The organism is Sphingomonas sp. (assembly GCF_035555815.1).
Taxonomy (GTDB): Bacteria; Pseudomonadota; Alphaproteobacteria; order Sphingomonadales; family Sphingomonadaceae; genus Sphingomonas.
Genome location: NZ_DATMGG010000141.1, coordinates 14,533 through 29,655 on the forward strand (window position 1 = coordinate 14,533; position 15,123 = coordinate 29,655).

Genomic DNA, 15,123 nt, shown 5'->3' on the forward strand with positions numbered 1-15,123 from the left:
CGTCAGCCAGCGTTGCCCGTGGGCGCTGATGCGTCGCGTACCCGAAGGAACGGTCGGCGGGCCATTACCCGCATCGCCCGGCAATCGCAACCCCGCGCGCCTTAACCCGATCTACACCTGCCGCGTGGCAAGCCGCCGGTTCGGCTGGATAAGGCATTGGCTCGGATGGCGCTGGATTTCGACGAAGGCGATCTGCGACGCCCCGGCCGGTCGCAGGATCTTGTTACCGGCGCGGTCAGCATCGCCGCGATCCTGATGTTCGTCGGGATCGGCAGCCAGGTGCTGGCGGCGACGCTGCGCTATTATTTCGACGGCGGCGCCCCGGTCGATCAGCCGCTGGTGGTGGCGCTGCTGCTCAACGTCGCGCTGATCCTCATCGGATGGCGCCGCAATCAGGCGCTGGCGCGCGAGGTATCCGAACGCGCCGCCGCCGAGGAGCGCGCCCAGATCCTCGCCGCGCGCGATCCGCTCACCGGCTTCCTCAACCGCCGCAGCCTGGCCGAGGAAGGCGCCGCGATGTTCGCCCGCGCACAGAAACGCCACAAGGCGATGGCGCTGCTGATGCTCGACCTCGATCATTTCAAGACGGTCAACGACATGCACGGCCACGCCATCGGCGACACGCTGCTGCGGGCCGTCGCGACCGAGATCGAGAAGGTGCTGCCCACCGCCGCGCTGATGGCCCGGCTGGGCGGCGACGAATTCGCCTGCGCGCTGCTGTTCGATTCCGCCAACCCCGATCTGGTCGAGCGCATCGCCGAACGGCTGGTCAGCCGCATGGCGCAGCCGTTCGACGCCGACGGGCTGCATTGCCACATCTCCGCGTCGATCGGGCTGGCGCGATCGGACTTCGACTGCGCCGGCATCGACGCGCTGATGCGCTCGGCCGATATCGCCATGTACGCCGCCAAGAAATCGGGCCGCAATCGCCACGCCTGGTTCGACAATTCGATGGAGCGCGAGCTTCAGGCGCGCAACGAACTGGAAAGCGGGCTGCGCCTGGCGATTCCCCGGCAGGAGATCGTCCCCTATTTCGAGCAGCAGATCGACCTGCGCACCGGCCAGATCGACGGATTCGAGGTGCTGGCGCGCTGGGAACACCCCAGCCGCGGACTGATCGCCCCCGACCAGTTCATTCCGATCGCCGAGGAAACCGGGATGATCGCCGAACTGTCGCTGTCGATCATGCGTCAATCCTTTGCCGCGGCGCGCGACTGGGATCCGTCGCTGACCATTTCGATCAACGTGTCGCCATGGCAGCTACGCGATCCCTGGCTGGCGCAAAAGATCATCAAGGTGCTGACCGAAACCGGCTTCCCCGCCAGCCGCTGCGAGATCGAGATCACCGAAAGCGCGCTGTTCGACAATCTGGCGCTGGCGCAATCGATCGTCGGCAGCCTGAAGAATCAGGGCGTGCGGCTGGCGCTCGACGATTTCGGCACCGGCTATTCCTCGCTCGCTCACCTGCGCGCGCTGCCGTTCGACCGGATCAAGATCGACAAGAGCTTCGTCACCTCGATGGTCGAAAGCCCCGATTCGGCGGCGATCGTCAACGCGATCACCCGGCTGGGCGAAAGCCTCAACCTGCCGGTCACCGCCGAAGGGGTAGAGGATCGTGAGATAGAGGAGCGCCTGATCGCCGGCGGCGTCGCCAAGGGGCAGGGCTGGCACTATGGCAAGCCGCTGTCGATGGCCGGCGTTCGCCGCCTGCTGGCCGAGCGGCGGCTGATCCGTGGCGCTTCGCCGCAGACGGACGGTCCCGTCGTCGCCGCCGTCACCCCCGCCGCTACGGTCGCCGACGCTACCAGCCAGCGCCTGGCTGGCTGAGATACGCCTGTTCCGCCGGGGTCGATTCCCGGCCCAGCGCGGCGTTGCGCCCCGGAAAACGCCCGAACCGCGCGAACACGTCGGCATGGTCGCGCGCGAAATCCAGCGTATATTCGTCGCCCAGCGCCGCGAACTCGATCAGGCTGAGCCGCTGCGCGTCGGCATGTTCGGCGTGCATCAGCGGCATCAGCAGGAATTTGGCGCGTTCGGGCGGCAGCGTCGCCACCCAGCCGCGCTCGATCGCCTCGTGCGATAGGCTCTCGGCCAGCGGATCGGCCTCGAACGCGCGGGCGCTGCCGCGATGGATGTTGCGCGATATCTGGTCGAGCAGGATGATCGCCGCCAGCATCGTCTTCGCCTCGCCGCGCCAGCCCAGCGCGTCGCTGGCCAGCACGTCGTCGCGCATCGCCCCGAACCGATCGGCACAGTCGCGATCGACGGCATCGTCCTTCACGAACCAGCGTTCCGGCCCCAACTCGTCGAACCAATAGGCCAACACCCGGTCCGCCGCCTCCTCGACTTCGCCCCATCCCGGCCCTAGATGCCCCATCATGCCTGCTCCTTCGCCGCGGCCCGAGATCGTCACGCTCGGCTGCCGCCTCAACATTGCCGAAAGCGAAGCGATCCGCGGGCTGCTCGGTTCCCGCGACATCGTCGTGGTGAACAGTTGCGCCGTCACCAACGATGCGGTCAAGGCAACCCGCGCCGCGATCCGCCGCGCGCGCCGGACGCGACCGGACGCCGAACTGGTGGTCACCGGCTGCGCCGCGGCGATCGATCCGGCGGGTTTCGGCGCGATGGCGGAGGTCGACCGCGTGGTCGGCAACATGGCGAAGCTCGATCCGGCGGCGTGGGGCGCGCTCGCCATGCCTCCCGCCCGTTTCTCCGGCCACGCCCGCGCCTTTGTCGAGGTGCAGAACGGATGCGACCATAGCTGTACCTTCTGCGCGATCCCGTTCGGCCGTGGCCCCAGCCGCTCGGTGCCGGCCGGCGCGGTGGTCGATCGGATCGCGGCGCTGGTCGACGCCGGCCACCGGGAGGTTGTGCTGACCGGCGTCGACGTGACCAGCTATGGCACCGATCTGCCGGGCACCCCGTCATTCGGCGCGCTTGTCGAGCGGCTCCTGATCCACACCCGCGTCGAACGGCTGCGGCTGTCGTCGCTCGATTCGATCGAGATCGACGACCGGCTGTTCGACCTGCTGACCGGCGAAGCGCGGGTGATGCCGCACGTTCACCTGTCGCTCCAGGCCGGCGACGACATGATCCTCAAGCGGATGAAGCGCCGCCATGCACGCGCCGACGCGGTGCGGATCGTCGCTCGGCTGAAGGCGCGGCGCGACATCGCGATCGGCGCCGACCTGATCGCCGGCTTCCCGACCGAGGATGACGCCATGTTCGCCAACACGCTGGCGATCGTCGACGACTGCGACGTGGTCCATCCCCACATCTTTCCCTTTTCTCCGCGCACCGGCACCCCGGCGGCGCGGATGCCGCAGGTCGCGCGCGACGTGGTCAAGCACCGCGCCGCCCGGCTCCGCGCGGCGGGCGAGGCGCGGCGGCGGCGCTGGCTGGCGACGCTGGTCGGAACCGAGCAGTCGGTTTTGGTCGAGCGTCCCGGCGATCGCGGACATGCCGCCAATTTCGCGGAGGTTCACCTGCCCGCTCCGCCCGCCCGGCTCGCCCCCGGCGACGTCGCGGCGGTCCGTATCTCCGCAACCACTGACTCTACCCTGATCGGTACATTCCTATGAGCACTCCCCCCACCTGGCACCAGCGCCTGCTCGGCGGGTTCAAGCGCACCTCCGACCGGCTGGTCGGCAATCTCGCCGGGCTGGGCAGCGCCCGGCTCGACGAGGCGACGCTGGACGAGATCGAGGAGGCGCTGATCGCGTCCGACCTTGGCCCCGCCACGGCGGCGCGGGTGCGCGCACGGCTCGCCGAGGGGCAGTATGAGCGCAACCTCGAGGAACTGGGCATCCGCCTGGTCGTCGCCGACGAGGTGGCGAAGGCGCTCGCCCCCGTCGCCCGCCCGCTGGCGATCGACGCCTTTCCCCGGCCGCAGGTGATCCTGGTGATCGGGGTCAACGGATCGGGCAAGACCACCACCATCGCCAAGCTGGCGCATCTGTTCATGGAACAGGATTATTCGGTGATGGTCGCCGCCGGCGACACCTTCCGCGCCGCCGCGATCGGTCAGCTACGGACCTGGGCGGAGCGGATCGGCATCCCGATCGTGTCGGGCGCGGAGGGCGGCGACGCCGCCGGCATCGTGTTCGAGGCGGTCAAACAGGCGACCGAGACCGGCATCGACGTGCTGATCGTCGACACCGCCGGCCGGCTCCAGAACAAGCGCGAGCTGATGGACGAACTGGCCAAGATCCGCCGCGTGCTCGGCCGGATCAACCCCGCCTCGCCGCACGATGTGGTGCTGGTGCTCGACGCCACCACCGGCCAGAACGCGCTCAACCAGATCGAGGTGTTCAAGGAAGTCGCCGGCGTGACGGGACTGGTGATGACCAAGCTCGACGGCACCGCGCGCGGCGGCGTGCTGGTCGCGGCGGCGGAGCAATACGGCCTGCCGATCCACGCGATCGGCGTCGGCGAGAAGGTCGACGATTTGCGCCCGTTCGATGCCGGCGAAGTCGCCCGGATCATCGCGGGGGTCGAGGAATTGCTATAACCGCCATTCCGTCACCCCGGCCTTGTGCCGGGGTCCACCGAGAGGCAAACGAAAGCCCCAGAGGCTCAAGAGCCGAGGCCTTACGCCGGGTGACCGGCACAGGCCTGCCCTGAGCTACGCCGAAGGGGCCGATGGGACGACAGAGGACTAACGACGACGTGAACGACACCCCCGCCAAGCCCGCCGCGTCGCCCGGCTTCCGCCTCGCGCTCGACTATGGCCCGCTGCTCGCCTTCTTCGCGGTCAACTTCCTCGCCCCCGGCCCGGCGCTGGCGCGCATCATGCTGGCGACGATCGTGTTCATGGTGGCGATGGTGATCGCGGTCGCGCTGTCGTGGTTCAAAACGCGTCACGTCTCGCCGATGCTGCTGGTCACGGCGGTGCTGGTGCTCGTGTTCGGCGGGCTGACGATCTATTTCCACGACGAACGCTTCATCAAGATGAAGCCGACCTTCGTCTACGCCACCTTCGCCGCGGTGCTCGGCTTCGGGCTGGCCACCGGGCGGCCGCTGTTGCAGGCGGTGCTGGGCAGCGCCTATCCGGGCCTGAGCGAACTGGGCTGGCGCAAGCTGACGATCAACTGGACCGGCTTCTTCATCGGCATGGCCGCGCTCAACGAAGCGGTGTGGCGCACGACCAGCACCGATTTCTGGGTCGGCTTCAAGCTGTGGGGCGCGATCCCCCTGACCCTGATCTTCGCCTTCGCCAATGTGCCCATGCTGATGAGGCACGGGCTGACGCTGGCCGACAGCGACGACGTGCCGGTGCCGCCGGAGGGATGAAGCCTTCTCCCACCGGGAGAAGGATACGAAGGCTTGGGAGCGCAGCGACCTAGCCGAAGTTGGATGAGGGCGATACCGGACCGCCCTCACCCTTCCGCCGCCTTCGGCGGCTCCCTCCCTCTCCCGGCGGGAGAGGGCGTTTTCGGTTACTTCGCGGCGGCGTAACGCTCGGCGACGACGTCCCAGTTTACCACGTTCCACCACGCCTTCAGATAGGCGCCGCGATCGTTGCGATAGGTGATGTAATAGGCGTGTTCCCACACGTCGTTGCCCAGGATCGGCGTGCCCTTGACCGGGGCGACGTCCATCAGCGGATTGTCCTGGTTGGGGGTCGACACGATCGCCAACTTGCCATCGGCGCCAACGATCAGCCACACCCAGCCGGAGCCGAACTGGCCGACGCCGCCCGCGTTGAACTTTTCCTTGAACGCGTCGAACGAACCGAATTCGGCGTCGATCGCGGCGGCCAGATCGCCGGTCGGCGCGCCGCCGGCGTTGCCCGCCATCGTGTTCCAGAAGAAATCATGGTTCCAGTAACCGCCGCCGTTGTTGCGCAGGATCGGCGGCTTGCCGGTCATATTGGCGAGGATCTCCTCGATGGTCTTGCCCGCCAGGCTCGGATCGGCGGCGACCGCCTCGTTCAGCTTGTCGGTATAGGCCTTGTGGTGCTTGTCGTGGTGGAGAGTCATCGTCTCCTTGTCGATGGTCGGTTCCAGCGCGTCATAGGCGTAGGGAAGCGGCGGCAGTTCGAAGGCCATCTTTTCTCTCCTCTTGGGGGCAGACTCCATGGCGGCGATATGGGCGGCTAGCCGGCGTTCAGCAACCCATGGCGGCGCAGCGCATGACGCAATTGATCATAGGTCAGGCCCAGCGCGTCGGCGGTGGTGCGCTGGTTGAAGCGATGCTCGGCCAGCGCGCGCGTCAGCACTTCGCGCTCGAACCGCGCGACGCGGTCCTTGAAGCTGGCCGCACCATCGTCGCGCGGCGCGGGTGGCGGCGCCATCGGCTCGCCCGCCGGTGCCGCCGCCGGCCGGGGAGCGCTCGCGGCCGCGGGCACCGGGCGATGCGGCGACGCGAAGGGATCGATCTCGATCGCGTCGATCGGCCCCGCCCGCTCCCAGCGATACACCGCGCGCTCGACGACGTTGCGCAGCTCGCGGACGTTGCCGGGCCATTGATAGTCGACCAGCGCATCGATCGCGTTGGCGCCAAACCCCTCCCAGCGATCACGCCCGATCTCCGACGCCATGCGCCGGCCAAAGAAATCGGCGAGCTCCATGATGTCGCCCGGCCGCGCGCGCAGCGGCGGCAGGGTCACCACCTCGAAACTGAGCCGGTCGAGCAGGTCGGCGCGAAACGTCCCCGCCTCCACGCGCGCCGGCAGATGCTCGTTGGTCGCGCCGACGATCCGCACGTCGACCTGCATCGGCCGCGATGCCCCGATCCGCGTGACCTCGCCATATTCGACCGCACGCAGCAGCCGTTCCTGCGCCGCCATCGACAGCGTGCCCAGCTCGTCGAGGAACAATGTTCCCCCGTCCGCCTCCTCGAACCGCCCAGCGCGGGCGCGGGTGGCACCGGTGAACGCCCCCGCCTCATGACCGAACAGTTCCGCCTCGATCAGCGTCTCGGGCAGCGCGGCGCAATTCATGATCACCAGCGGCTGGTCCCAGCGCGGCGACAGGCGGTGGAGCCGCTCGGCGACCAGTTCCTTGCCGGTACCGCGCTCGCCGATCACCAGCACCGGGCGATCGAGCGCCGCCGCGCGGCTGGCGCGTTCCAGCGCGTCGAGAAACGCGCCCGACTGGCCGATGACCTGGGTTGTCCGTTCCACCATCGCCGAACCATTGGCGTAAAATCCCAACATTTGGCAAGAGAAAGCTGTAACGCTTCAACCGGGGTTCAGAAAAATCGCGGATTTCCGACACTTTTGAAATTGGCACGCGCCATGCAAAGCAATGAGCATCCGCCACGCACGGCGGTTCGAAAGGTTCAAGGAGCTGTCCATGTCGACCCCCGCCACCCGCTTCGCCCGCATCGTCTCCACGATCGTCGGCACCGTGCTGCTCAGCACCGTCTGCGTGGCCGGCGCGGTCGCCCCGGCGCACACCACCCCCACCCCCGTCAGCCAGTCCCCTCTGGCCTGACGATCGGCCGGGGCGGACTCCCTCGTCCTGCCCCGGCCACCCACCCAGTCAAGCGTACGCACGAAGGAGTTCAATTTCATGGGTATCTTCTCGCGAACCCGGGACATCATCGCCGCCAACGTCACCGACCTGCTCGACAAGGCGGAGGATCCCGCGAAGATGGTCCGCATGATCATCCTCGAGATGGAGGAGACGCTGGTCGAGGTCCGCGCGAGCGCCGCCCGCACCATCGCCGATCAAAAGGAAATGCGCCGTCACATCGCCAAGCTCGAAGGGCTTCAGGCGAGCTGGACCGAAAAGGCCGAGCTGGCGCTGTCCAAGGATCGTGAGGATCTGGCCAAGGCCGCGCTGGTCGAGCGCCAGAAGGCGACCGACATGTGCGAGCAGCTCAAGGGCGAGATGGCGGTGCTGGAGGATGCGCTGAAGGCGTCCGAGACCGACATCGCCAAGCTGCAGAACAAGCTGCGCGAGGCGCGGAGCCGGCAGAATTCGGTCGAGACCCGGCTGGAGACGGCGAACAACCGCTTCAAGCTGCGCGAGATGTACGCAGGCAGCAAGACCAACGAGGCGTTCTCGCGCTTCGACGTTCTGGAGCGCCGTGTCGATCTGGCCGAGGGGCGCGCGGAAGCGGCCGGCCTGATGGCCATCAAGACGCTCGACGAGGAGATCGCCGAGCTGAAGTCCAACGAAAAGGTCGATGCCGAGCTGGAAGAGCTCAAGGCGCGGCTGAACAAGAAGGAGGGCTGATCCGATGGATGATTTCCTGACCGTCGTCCTCGTCGTCGGGATGCTCTTCATCGGGCTCCCGTGGCTGATCTTCCACTACATCACCAAGTGGAAGACCGCCCCCCGGATCACCGAGGAGGACGAGAAGCTGCTCGACGACATGTACTTGATGGCGCGCCGGCTCGAAGAGCGGCTGCAGACCGTCGAGCGCATCGTCGCCGCCGACAACCCCGATTTCCGGCCCGGCGCTCCGGTCAGCTCCGCTTCGGATACCAACTACGATTTTTCACGGAGGAACTGACATGTCCGCCAGCCGCACCAAATTCTACCTCGACAAGGTCAATGCCAAGTGGCTGGGCGTGTGTTCGGGGATCGCGGACTACACCGGCATCGACCTCACCCTGGTCCGCGTCGGCGTCGCCCTCCTCACCATCGCCACCAGCGGCTGGGCGTTCATCGCCTACCTGCTGATCGCCTGGCTGGCCCCGAACAAGCCGGTCGGCCTGTACGAAGGCCCGGAGGACGCGAAGTTCTGGCAGGGCGTCCGCTCGAACCCGACGCGCTCGACCAGCGAGGTCCGCTCGAAGTTCCGCGACATCGACCGCCGGCTCGCCGACATCGAGACCTATTACACCAGCCGCAACACGCGCCTGGCCGAGGAAATCGACGCGCTGCGCTGAGGCTGACGCCCGATCGCGCCGTCCAACAGGGAGTAGTATGATGAACTTCTGGAGTGGCCCCGGTTTCGTCCTTGCCATCATCGCGATCAGCACCGGGGGCTGGCTGATCAACAACTGGATCAGGGCGCGCCACGGCTACCCGGTCGAAAATGAGTGGAAGGGCGTCAGCCACAAGGGCGATCCGGACGGCGAGCGCAAGTTCGCGCTGCTGACCGGAGAGAACGAGCGGCTGGTGGGTCAGGTCAGCCGGCTCGAGGAACGGATCGCCGTCCTCGAGCGGATCGCCACCGACCCGGCCGAGCGCACCGCCCGCGCCATCGAAGAACTGCGCTGAAGAACGGCTTCGCCATCGCAGGCGAGATGTTCAGGGCCCGGACGTCACCTGACGGAAAGATGCCCGAAGCGCCGAACTGAGCGCGCCGCCCGATCCGACCAAGACATCGGCCGCCCTGGGCGGTCACCAGCGAAATCCCCGGTGCCGGGTGCGGCACCGAACGGAGGAGTAATGCCATGTTGATCATGCTTGCCGTGCTGACCGCGCTCACCGCCGGCGGCGTCTATCTGACCGAGCGGGTCGACCGCCCACGCCGCCGCGCGATGCGGCTGGCGGCCGGGACGCCCGCAGAGTAAATCCCCCTCAACGAAGCGATCAGGAGCAATACCGATGAACCCGTTCGAAATGGTCCTGGGCATCATTATCGTCGTGACGATCGGCCGCGTGATCCAGGCCCGCTACGGCGTCCGCCGCGGCCGCCGGGACGAATCCTACAGCGTCCGCGACGACGCCGCCGTCACCGCCGAGAATCATCGCCTGAAGAGCGAGATCACCGATCTGCGCGAGCGTATCCAGGTGCTGGAGCGCGTCGTCACCGACAACGAGGGCAGCCTGCGGCTCGATCGGGAGATCGAACAACTGCGCGACGGCCTGAAGAACAAGTGATGGGAGACGCAATCATGATGACCGATCCCAATTTCTACATCACCGCCGCCAGCGCCGGCCTCGCCGGGCTGGGGATGGTCACCGCCGCCACGCTGTCGGGCTGGCGCGGCTGGCTGGCGCTCAAGACTCAGGAACTGGCCGGGCACCACGACACCGGCCACCCCGTCGCCCCCAACGCCAGCGCCCGCATCGAGATCGCCGACCTCAAGGAACGCATCCGCAAGCTGGAGGCGATCGCCGCCGGGGTGGAACTGTAGGGCGGATCGGCAGCCAACCGCGATTGGCTGGACGCGCCGCCCACCCCTTCGCAATATCCTCCGCTGTGCTCTGTTTCGGGGGATGGAGAGCCAGGGACATCAACGGTCAGGGATTACTATCCGCATCGCCCCGAAGCGGTGCCGGTCATATGCCGGGATGACCGTTGGACTTTTTGACATACATAAAGTGGCCGAAGCGTGGGCGAGCCGGCTATAGGCCGGCAATGTCAAGCCTGACCGATCTGTACGACGAATATGCATTCCTCGATCCCGACGACCGCTACCGGATGCTGATCGACCTTGGTCGCGCGCTGGAGCCGATGCCGGAACCGCTCAAGACCGACGCCACGCTGGTGCGCGGCTGTTCGGCGTCGGTCTGGGTCTATCCGACGGTGCGCGATGACGGCCGGCTGCACTTCCTGGCCGATTCGAACGCCGCGATCACCAAGGGGATCATCGCGCTGGTGCTGAGCGCCGTGCAGGATCGTTCCCCGGCGGCGATCCGCGCCACCGACATCACCGCCGAGCTCGCCCCGTTCGACCTGCGCAACCAACTCAGCTCGAACCGGACCCAGGGCATCCCCAACATGATCGCGCTGATCCGGCAGACGGCGGAGCGTTACGCCTGAAACCCGTCGTCATTGCGAAGAGTGCGGCGACGAAGCAATCCAGCGCCGGGCGCGCGACTCAGGTTGGCTTCGCTACGCTCGCAATGACGGGACAGGTTGCCTGGAAACAGCGGCGATCAAGCCTCCAACAGCCCCAATTCTCGCGCCAATTCATCAAGCTCGGCGCCGGGCCGCACCAGCAGCCAGCGGTCGGGCGCCGCGCCGTTGACCACCGTCACCGCGCCGCGCGGGCATACGCCCAGGCACTTCACCTCGACGATTCCCGCCGCGCCCTTGCGCCCCTTGCCGATCTTCAGATGCCGGCGCAGCGCCTTGGCCAGCCGCGTCCGGCCCTTGTCGCCGAACCCGCCGTCGAGCTTCTTCGAGCATTTGGCGCAGACCAGCACCGCGCCCGACCAGTTCGAACGGACGTGATCCTTCAATCCGGCCGCCACTCGCGCCGTTCCTCGGCGGTTCGCAGCACGTCATAGGCGGCCTGCACCGCCTGGAACCGTTTCGCCGCATCGGCATCGCCGGGCTTGACGTCCGGGTGGCTTTCCTTGGCCATCCGCCGCCACGCGCCGCGGATCGCCTCGAAATCGGCGTCCGCCTCCAGTTCGAGCACTTCCAGCGCGCGCATCTCGTCGCGCGATCGGCTGCCGTCGCCCGGGCCGGCCCAGGCATTGTGCCGCGATTCGGTGTAACCCGACGTATCGCGCCGCTCGTCGGCCTCGCGCGCGGCGGCGTCCTCGGCGCTCAATCCCTCGAAATAGTTCCAGCCGCGATTATACTCGCCGGCGTGTTCCTGGCAGAAATACCAGCGTTCCGGGCTGTTGGGCGATTTGGGTGCCGGGCAATCGCCGCGCTCCTCGCATCCGTGGCGATCGCACAGCCGCACGGTGGTGGCTTCGCGTGATGCGCCATAGCTGCGCCACCGGGGAAAGCCCCAGTCGTTGTTTCGGGATGACCGCGCCATGACCGGCAGATAGCCCCGATCCTCGCGAGTGCAAGCACCGGCCGAAATGCCAGAGGGTCTGTAAGCCGGGTTCTGTCCACTCCCCCGAGGGGGAGATGGGCGACCATTCCTCTAGGGGACGGATCGCTCCGCCCCTCCAGCAACCAACCCGGACGACGCGCCGGAACGAGGCGCATGTGCCGTCCCTATTCGGTCTTGCTCCCGGTGGGGTTTGCCTTGCCGCCCCTGTTACCAGGCGCGCGGTGCGCTCTTACCGCACCCTTTCACCCTTACCCTGCCGAAGCGGGGCGGTCTGCTCTCTGTGGCACTGTCCCTGGGGTCACCCCCGGCGGGCGTTACCCGCCACCGTCGTTCCGTGGAGCCCGGACTTTCCTCGCCCCCGTTAAGAAAACGGGGCCGCGGCCGCCCGACCCTCTGGCGGGAGCCTCTCTAGTCATCCCCCTGCGGTTTGGGAAGCAGCAGCGCGAGCAGGATCATGCGGCATTCGGCGTCGATCTCACCGTCGATCAATTCGGGGCGGAAGCGGCGCTGGAACGCCATGATCGCCGCCATCGGCTCGGTCACGTCATAGCCGAACCGCTCGAGCGCGAGCAGGAAGCCGGCTTCGGTCCACTGTGGGTCGATCAGGTTGCGGGTCGGGCGCGGGAGCGCCAGCCGTAGCCGGGCCAGCGTGCCCCACGGAAACAGCTCGCCCGGATCGCGCTTGCGCGCCGGGGCGATGTCCGAATGGCCGACGATGTTGCCCCGCGTCAGCTTGTGGCGCTCCTTGATGTCGGCGACCAGCCGCACCACCGCGTCGATCTGCGCGTCGGGATACATGACATAGCCATGGTCATGCCCCGGATTGACAATCTCGATGCCGATCGACGCCGAATTGACATCGCTGATCCCGCGCCAGTGCGACTGGCCGGCGTGCCAGGCGCGCTTGTCCTCCGCCACCAGGCGCAGCACCGTGCCGTCCTCCGTGACCAGATAATGTGCCGACACCTTGGCCTCGGGATCGCACAGCCGCGCGATCGCCGCCTCGGCGCTTTCCATGCCCGTATAGTGGAGCACGAGCATCGACACCGACAGGGTGCGCTCGTTGAAATTGGGCGACGGCGTGTCGATGGCGTCCATGGACGACACCGATGGGGCGCGCGCCGCGCAAAGGCAACTGTCCTGATGGGGATTACGATCGGGACAGCGGGATCAGGCGATCTGGTAGAGTCCGCGCCATTCCCGGCTGGGGACAAAGCGATTGGTCTGGCCGATCACCGTTTCGCTGGCGCCCAGCACCAGCAGGCTGCCCGGCCGCATCGCCTTCGCCAGTTGCTCGAACGCGCGGGCGCGGACCTCGGGCGCGAAGTAGAGCATGACGTTGCGGCACAGCACCAGATCGAAACCGCCGACCGGCACCGGATCGGTGACCAGATTGTGCTGGCGAAACTGGATGCGGCGGACCAGCTCGCGCCGGGCGGTCCATTCGGCGCCCTCCCCCTCGAACCACGCGATCATGCGGTGGATCGACAGACCGCGCTGGACCTCGAACTGCGAATAGCGCGCGGCCCGCGCCCGCGCGATCGCGCCGCGGGACACGTCGGTCGCGACGATCTCGGGCGCGGCGGCGGCGGTCAGCCCGCGTTCGTGCGCCAGCATCGCCAAGCTCAGCGGCTCCTGCCCATTCGAGCAGCCCGACGACCAGATCCGCAGCCGCCGCCCCGGCGCGGCGCGCTGCATCGCGATCAGCGCGTCGCCGATCATGTCGAGCACGGGCGCGTCGCGAAAGAACGACGTTTCCTGATTGAGAAGAGCATCCACCACCCGATCGGACAGCGCGCCGTCGCGCGACGCGACGAGGCCGTTCACCAGTTCGTCCAAGCTCGTCATCCCCAGTTCGCGCAGGATCGGTTTCACCGCCGCATCGATCCGCCACAGGCGGCTGGCGGCGATCTGCTGGCCGGTGCGCTGTTCCAGCAGCGCGGCGATGGTATCGATCGCCCGCGACGACGCGGGGGTCTGCATGCCGTTGTGGATCAACGCCGGCTCCTGCTCGCCGCGATCGCCTGCCCGATCTCGTCGGGGGGCAGCACCGCCGTCGCGCCGGCTCCACCAGCGACCGCGCCGGGCATCCCCCACACCACCGAACTGGCGCGATCCTGCACCAGCATCGATCCACCGGTGGCGACCAGATCCTGCGCGCCGATGCTGCCGTCGCGGCCCATGCCGCTCAACACCACGCCCAGTCCGCGCGCGCCATAGACCTCCGCCACCGCGCGGAACATCGGATCGACGGAGGGCATACAGCCGCTCGCGCTCGCCTCATGGGTCAGGCGGACGAGCACGTCGCCGCCGGGTGCGCGGACGCACCGCAGATGGGCGTCGCCGGGCGCGACCAGGATGCGGCCGGGGCGGATCGCCATCCGCTCCGTCGCGACTTCGCAGGGCTTCCCCGCGAGCAGGGCGAGCTGGGCGGCGAAATAGGGCATGAACGATGCCGGCAGGTGCTGGGTGACCAGCATCGGCACGTCGAAATCGGGCGGAATCGCGCGCAGCAGCTTGGACAGCGCGTGGATGCCCCCGGTCGATGCCCCGATCGCGATGATGTCGAACGGCGGCAGCACCGGCAGCGTCCGGCGCGGCGGTCCACCGGTCGCGATCACCGGCTCGGGCGCCGATTCGACCAGCCGGCCCAATCGTTCCTCCAGGACCTCGGCAAAGCGCCGGACGAAGCCGGTGCCGGGCTTCTCCAGCGTGTCGGCCGCGCCCAGCGCCAGTGCGTGGACCGTCGCGGCGGCGCCGTCGGCGGCGTTGGACGATACCACCAGCACCCGCGCCCCGCGCCCCGCCGCGATCAGATCGGGCAGCGCGGTCAGCCCGTCGATGCCGGGCATCTCCAGGTCGAGCACGATGATCTCGACGGGGTGCGCCTCCAGAAACTCCAGCGCTTGGCGCGCGTTGCCGACGGTGCCGGCCACGACGAAGCGCGTGGTGGCATCGATCATCCGCGCGAGAGAGGTCCGCGCGACGACCGAATCGTCGACGATCAGAACCTGGGCGGGAGTGACCTCCCCCGCCTCGGCGACGTCGGCGAGGAGTGAGGAAAACCCCATGACGCGGCGCTCAGGCGACGCCGACGATCTGGAGCTTGCTTTCGAGCGTCTCGCGGTCGAACGGCTTCATAACATATTCGTCGGCGCCCGCCTCGATCGCGGCGCGGATATAGGCCATGCCGTTCTCCGTGGTGCAGAACACCACCTTCGGCCGGTGCGGGATCTCGCTTTCGCGCAGCGCGCGCAGGAAATCCATGCCGCTCATCACCGGCATGTTCCAGTCGAGCAGGATCACGTCGGGCGGCACGGCGATGCAGCTGTCGAGCGCCTCGCGCCCGTCGCCGGCCTCGCGCACCTCGAAATTGAGCGTCTCGAGGATGTGGCGCGCGACCTTGCGGATCACCTTGGAGTCGTCGACGACGAGACAGGATTTCATCTTAGCCATTCTTTCGCTGCGCCATTCCC

21 protein-coding genes and 1 other RNA gene are annotated in these 15,123 nt (G+C 67.8%); 12 read left to right on the forward strand and 10 right to left on the reverse strand.

What is annotated here, in order from left to right:
- Positions 1 to 165 precede the first annotated feature (165 nt).
- On the forward strand, positions 166 to 1,827 hold the full coding sequence (locus VNR91_RS07830) for a putative bifunctional diguanylate cyclase/phosphodiesterase (protein ID WP_325490211.1): 1,662 nt from the start codon (positions 166 to 168) through the stop codon (positions 1,825 to 1,827).
- Here the strand turns inward: VNR91_RS07830 and VNR91_RS07835 are convergent.
- Positions 1,802 to 2,380 carry a DUF924 family protein gene (locus tag VNR91_RS07835; protein ID WP_325490212.1) on the reverse strand — a complete coding sequence of 193 codons (579 nt, stop codon included), beginning with the start codon at positions 2,378 to 2,380 and terminating at the stop codon, positions 1,802 to 1,804. The two genes, VNR91_RS07830 and VNR91_RS07835, sit on opposite strands and share 26 nt — an antisense overlap.
- On the opposite strand from VNR91_RS07835, the gene mtaB reads away from it, so the two are divergent.
- From mtaB to VNR91_RS07850, 3 genes are all read left to right on the forward strand, one after another.
- The gene (gene mtaB / locus VNR91_RS07840) at positions 2,379 to 3,581 is read left to right on the forward strand and encodes a tRNA (N(6)-L-threonylcarbamoyladenosine(37)-C(2))-methylthiotransferase MtaB (RefSeq protein WP_325490213.1); all 1,203 of its coding nucleotides are present in this window, start codon (positions 2,379 to 2,381) and stop codon (positions 3,579 to 3,581) included. The genes VNR91_RS07835 and mtaB overlap by 2 nt on opposite strands.
- Positions 3,578 to 4,510 (forward strand): signal recognition particle-docking protein FtsY, encoded by a 933-nt coding sequence (ftsY, locus tag VNR91_RS07845; RefSeq protein WP_325490214.1) that lies wholly within the window; start codon positions 3,578 to 3,580, stop codon positions 4,508 to 4,510. Before mtaB ends, ftsY begins: the two co-directional genes overlap by 4 nt.
- Before the next feature lie 158 nt (positions 4,511 to 4,668).
- Entirely contained in the window at positions 4,669 to 5,292 is a 624-nt protein-coding gene (locus VNR91_RS07850; RefSeq protein ID WP_325490215.1) for a septation protein A, read from the forward strand.
- 146 nt (positions 5,293 to 5,438) lie between these two features.
- On the opposite strand, the gene VNR91_RS07855 is transcribed toward VNR91_RS07850, so the two are convergent.
- Together VNR91_RS07855 and pspF are read right to left on the reverse strand one after the other, a co-directional pair.
- Positions 5,439 to 6,050: a superoxide dismutase gene (locus VNR91_RS07855; RefSeq protein ID WP_325490216.1), complete on the reverse strand. Its 612-nt coding sequence runs from the start codon at positions 6,048 to 6,050 to the stop codon at positions 5,439 to 5,441.
- A gap of 47 nt (positions 6,051 to 6,097) precedes the next feature.
- Positions 6,098 to 7,126: a phage shock protein operon transcriptional activator gene (gene pspF, locus VNR91_RS07860; RefSeq protein WP_325490257.1), complete on the reverse strand. Its 1,029-nt coding sequence runs from the start codon at positions 7,124 to 7,126 to the stop codon at positions 6,098 to 6,100.
- A gap of 172 nt (positions 7,127 to 7,298) precedes the next feature.
- Between pspF and VNR91_RS07865 the strand changes: the two genes are divergently transcribed.
- The 8 genes from VNR91_RS07865 to VNR91_RS07900 all read left to right on the forward strand — a co-directional run bounded on the left by VNR91_RS07865 (position 7,299) and on the right by VNR91_RS07900 (position 10,671).
- Positions 7,299 to 7,439, forward strand: a complete 141-nt coding sequence (locus tag VNR91_RS07865) for a hypothetical protein (RefSeq protein WP_325490217.1) — start codon at positions 7,299 to 7,301, stop codon at positions 7,437 to 7,439.
- A 78-nt stretch (positions 7,440 to 7,517) separates the two neighbouring features.
- Positions 7,518 to 8,186 carry a phage shock protein PspA gene (gene pspA, locus VNR91_RS07870; RefSeq protein WP_325490218.1) on the forward strand — a complete coding sequence of 223 codons (669 nt, stop codon included), beginning with the start codon at positions 7,518 to 7,520 and terminating at the stop codon, positions 8,184 to 8,186.
- A 4-nt stretch (positions 8,187 to 8,190) separates the two neighbouring features.
- A complete protein-coding gene (gene pspB, locus VNR91_RS07875; RefSeq protein ID WP_325490219.1) occupies positions 8,191 to 8,466 on the forward strand; it encodes an envelope stress response membrane protein PspB in 276 nt (91 codons plus the stop codon).
- Between the two features lies 1 nt (position 8,467).
- On the forward strand, positions 8,468 to 8,845 hold the full coding sequence (pspC, locus tag VNR91_RS07880) for an envelope stress response membrane protein PspC (protein WP_325490220.1): 378 nt from the start codon (positions 8,468 to 8,470) through the stop codon (positions 8,843 to 8,845).
- A 40-nt stretch (positions 8,846 to 8,885) separates the two neighbouring features.
- Positions 8,886 to 9,179: a hypothetical protein gene (locus VNR91_RS07885; RefSeq protein ID WP_325490221.1), complete on the forward strand. Its 294-nt coding sequence runs from the start codon at positions 8,886 to 8,888 to the stop codon at positions 9,177 to 9,179.
- A 330-nt stretch (positions 9,180 to 9,509) separates the two neighbouring features.
- The gene (locus VNR91_RS07890; RefSeq protein ID WP_325490222.1) at positions 9,510 to 9,785 is read left to right on the forward strand and encodes a hypothetical protein; all 276 of its coding nucleotides are present in this window, start codon (positions 9,510 to 9,512) and stop codon (positions 9,783 to 9,785) included.
- 17 nt (positions 9,786 to 9,802) lie between these two features.
- Positions 9,803 to 10,042, forward strand: coding sequence for a hypothetical protein (locus VNR91_RS07895; protein ID WP_325490258.1), 240 nt, complete (start codon positions 9,803 to 9,805; stop codon positions 10,040 to 10,042).
- Between the two features lie 224 nt (positions 10,043 to 10,266).
- The gene (locus VNR91_RS07900; protein WP_325490223.1) at positions 10,267 to 10,671 is read left to right on the forward strand and encodes a SufE family protein; all 405 of its coding nucleotides are present in this window, start codon (positions 10,267 to 10,269) and stop codon (positions 10,669 to 10,671) included.
- Positions 10,672 to 10,787: 116 nt separating this feature from the next.
- Here the strand turns inward: VNR91_RS07900 and VNR91_RS07905 are convergent, their stop codons facing one another.
- From VNR91_RS07905 to VNR91_RS07935, 7 genes are all read right to left on the reverse strand, one after another.
- A complete protein-coding gene (locus tag VNR91_RS07905) occupies positions 10,788 to 11,093 on the reverse strand; it encodes a (2Fe-2S) ferredoxin domain-containing protein (RefSeq protein ID WP_325490259.1) in 306 nt (101 codons plus the stop codon).
- Positions 11,090 to 11,626 carry a J domain-containing protein gene (locus VNR91_RS07910; RefSeq protein ID WP_325490224.1) on the reverse strand — a complete coding sequence of 179 codons (537 nt, stop codon included), beginning with the start codon at positions 11,624 to 11,626 and terminating at the stop codon, positions 11,090 to 11,092. The genes VNR91_RS07905 and VNR91_RS07910 overlap by 4 nt, the downstream gene beginning before the upstream one ends.
- A gap of 45 nt (positions 11,627 to 11,671) precedes the next feature.
- An RNA gene (rnpB, locus tag VNR91_RS07915) (RNase P RNA component class A) lies at positions 11,672 to 12,044 on the reverse strand.
- An 11-nt stretch (positions 12,045 to 12,055) separates the two neighbouring features.
- Positions 12,056 to 12,745, reverse strand: coding sequence for an N-acetylmuramoyl-L-alanine amidase (locus tag VNR91_RS07920; RefSeq protein ID WP_325490225.1), 690 nt, complete (start codon positions 12,743 to 12,745; stop codon positions 12,056 to 12,058).
- 72 nt (positions 12,746 to 12,817) lie between these two features.
- The gene (locus tag VNR91_RS07925; RefSeq protein WP_325490226.1) at positions 12,818 to 13,630 is read right to left on the reverse strand and encodes a protein-glutamate O-methyltransferase CheR; all 813 of its coding nucleotides are present in this window, start codon (positions 13,628 to 13,630) and stop codon (positions 12,818 to 12,820) included.
- 11 nt (positions 13,631 to 13,641) lie between these two features.
- Positions 13,642 to 14,718 carry a chemotaxis protein CheB gene (locus VNR91_RS07930; protein ID WP_325490227.1) on the reverse strand — a complete coding sequence of 359 codons (1,077 nt, stop codon included), beginning with the start codon at positions 14,716 to 14,718 and terminating at the stop codon, positions 13,642 to 13,644.
- Between the two features lie 10 nt (positions 14,719 to 14,728).
- Complete coding sequence (locus VNR91_RS07935; protein ID WP_325490228.1) at positions 14,729 to 15,094, reverse strand: response regulator; 366 nt, start codon at positions 15,092 to 15,094, stop codon at positions 14,729 to 14,731.
- Positions 15,095 to 15,123: the final 29 nt, after the last annotated feature.

Excerpts from the sequence above, each read along its gene's own strand:
- VNR91_RS07830 (WP_325490211.1), top strand. The coding sequence starts at position 166 with ATGGCGCTGGATTTCGACGAAGGCGATCTGCGACGCCCCGGCCGGTCG.
- mtaB (WP_325490213.1), top strand. The coding sequence starts at position 2,379 with ATGCCTGCTCCTTCGCCGCGGCCCGAGATCGTCACGCTCGGCTGCCGC.
- VNR91_RS07835 (WP_325490212.1), bottom strand. The coding sequence starts at position 2,380 with ATGATGGGGCATCTAGGGCCGGGATGGGGCGAAGTCGAGGAGGCGGCG.
- ftsY (WP_325490214.1), top strand. The coding sequence starts at position 3,578 with ATGAGCACTCCCCCCACCTGGCACCAGCGCCTGCTCGGCGGGTTCAAG.
- VNR91_RS07855 (WP_325490216.1), bottom strand. The coding sequence starts at position 6,050 with ATGGCCTTCGAACTGCCGCCGCTTCCCTACGCCTATGACGCGCTGGAA.
- VNR91_RS07865 (WP_325490217.1), top strand. The coding sequence starts at position 7,299 with ATGTCGACCCCCGCCACCCGCTTCGCCCGCATCGTCTCCACGATCGTC.
- pspA (WP_325490218.1), top strand. The coding sequence starts at position 7,518 with ATGGGTATCTTCTCGCGAACCCGGGACATCATCGCCGCCAACGTCACC.
- pspB (WP_325490219.1), top strand. The coding sequence starts at position 8,191 with ATGGATGATTTCCTGACCGTCGTCCTCGTCGTCGGGATGCTCTTCATC.
- pspC (WP_325490220.1), top strand. The coding sequence starts at position 8,468 with ATGTCCGCCAGCCGCACCAAATTCTACCTCGACAAGGTCAATGCCAAG.
- VNR91_RS07885 (WP_325490221.1), top strand. The coding sequence starts at position 8,886 with ATGAACTTCTGGAGTGGCCCCGGTTTCGTCCTTGCCATCATCGCGATC.
- VNR91_RS07890 (WP_325490222.1), top strand. The coding sequence starts at position 9,510 with ATGAACCCGTTCGAAATGGTCCTGGGCATCATTATCGTCGTGACGATC.
- VNR91_RS07895 (WP_325490258.1), top strand. The coding sequence starts at position 9,803 with ATGACCGATCCCAATTTCTACATCACCGCCGCCAGCGCCGGCCTCGCC.
- VNR91_RS07900 (WP_325490223.1), top strand. The coding sequence starts at position 10,267 with ATGTCAAGCCTGACCGATCTGTACGACGAATATGCATTCCTCGATCCC.
- VNR91_RS07910 (WP_325490224.1), bottom strand. The coding sequence starts at position 11,626 with ATGGCGCGGTCATCCCGAAACAACGACTGGGGCTTTCCCCGGTGGCGC.
- VNR91_RS07920 (WP_325490225.1), bottom strand. The coding sequence starts at position 12,745 with ATGGACGCCATCGACACGCCGTCGCCCAATTTCAACGAGCGCACCCTG.
- VNR91_RS07925 (WP_325490226.1), bottom strand. The coding sequence starts at position 13,630 with ATGCAGACCCCCGCGTCGTCGCGGGCGATCGATACCATCGCCGCGCTG.
- VNR91_RS07930 (WP_325490227.1), bottom strand. The coding sequence starts at position 14,718 with ATGGGGTTTTCCTCACTCCTCGCCGACGTCGCCGAGGCGGGGGAGGTC.
- VNR91_RS07935 (WP_325490228.1), bottom strand. The coding sequence starts at position 15,094 with ATGAAATCCTGTCTCGTCGTCGACGACTCCAAGGTGATCCGCAAGGTC.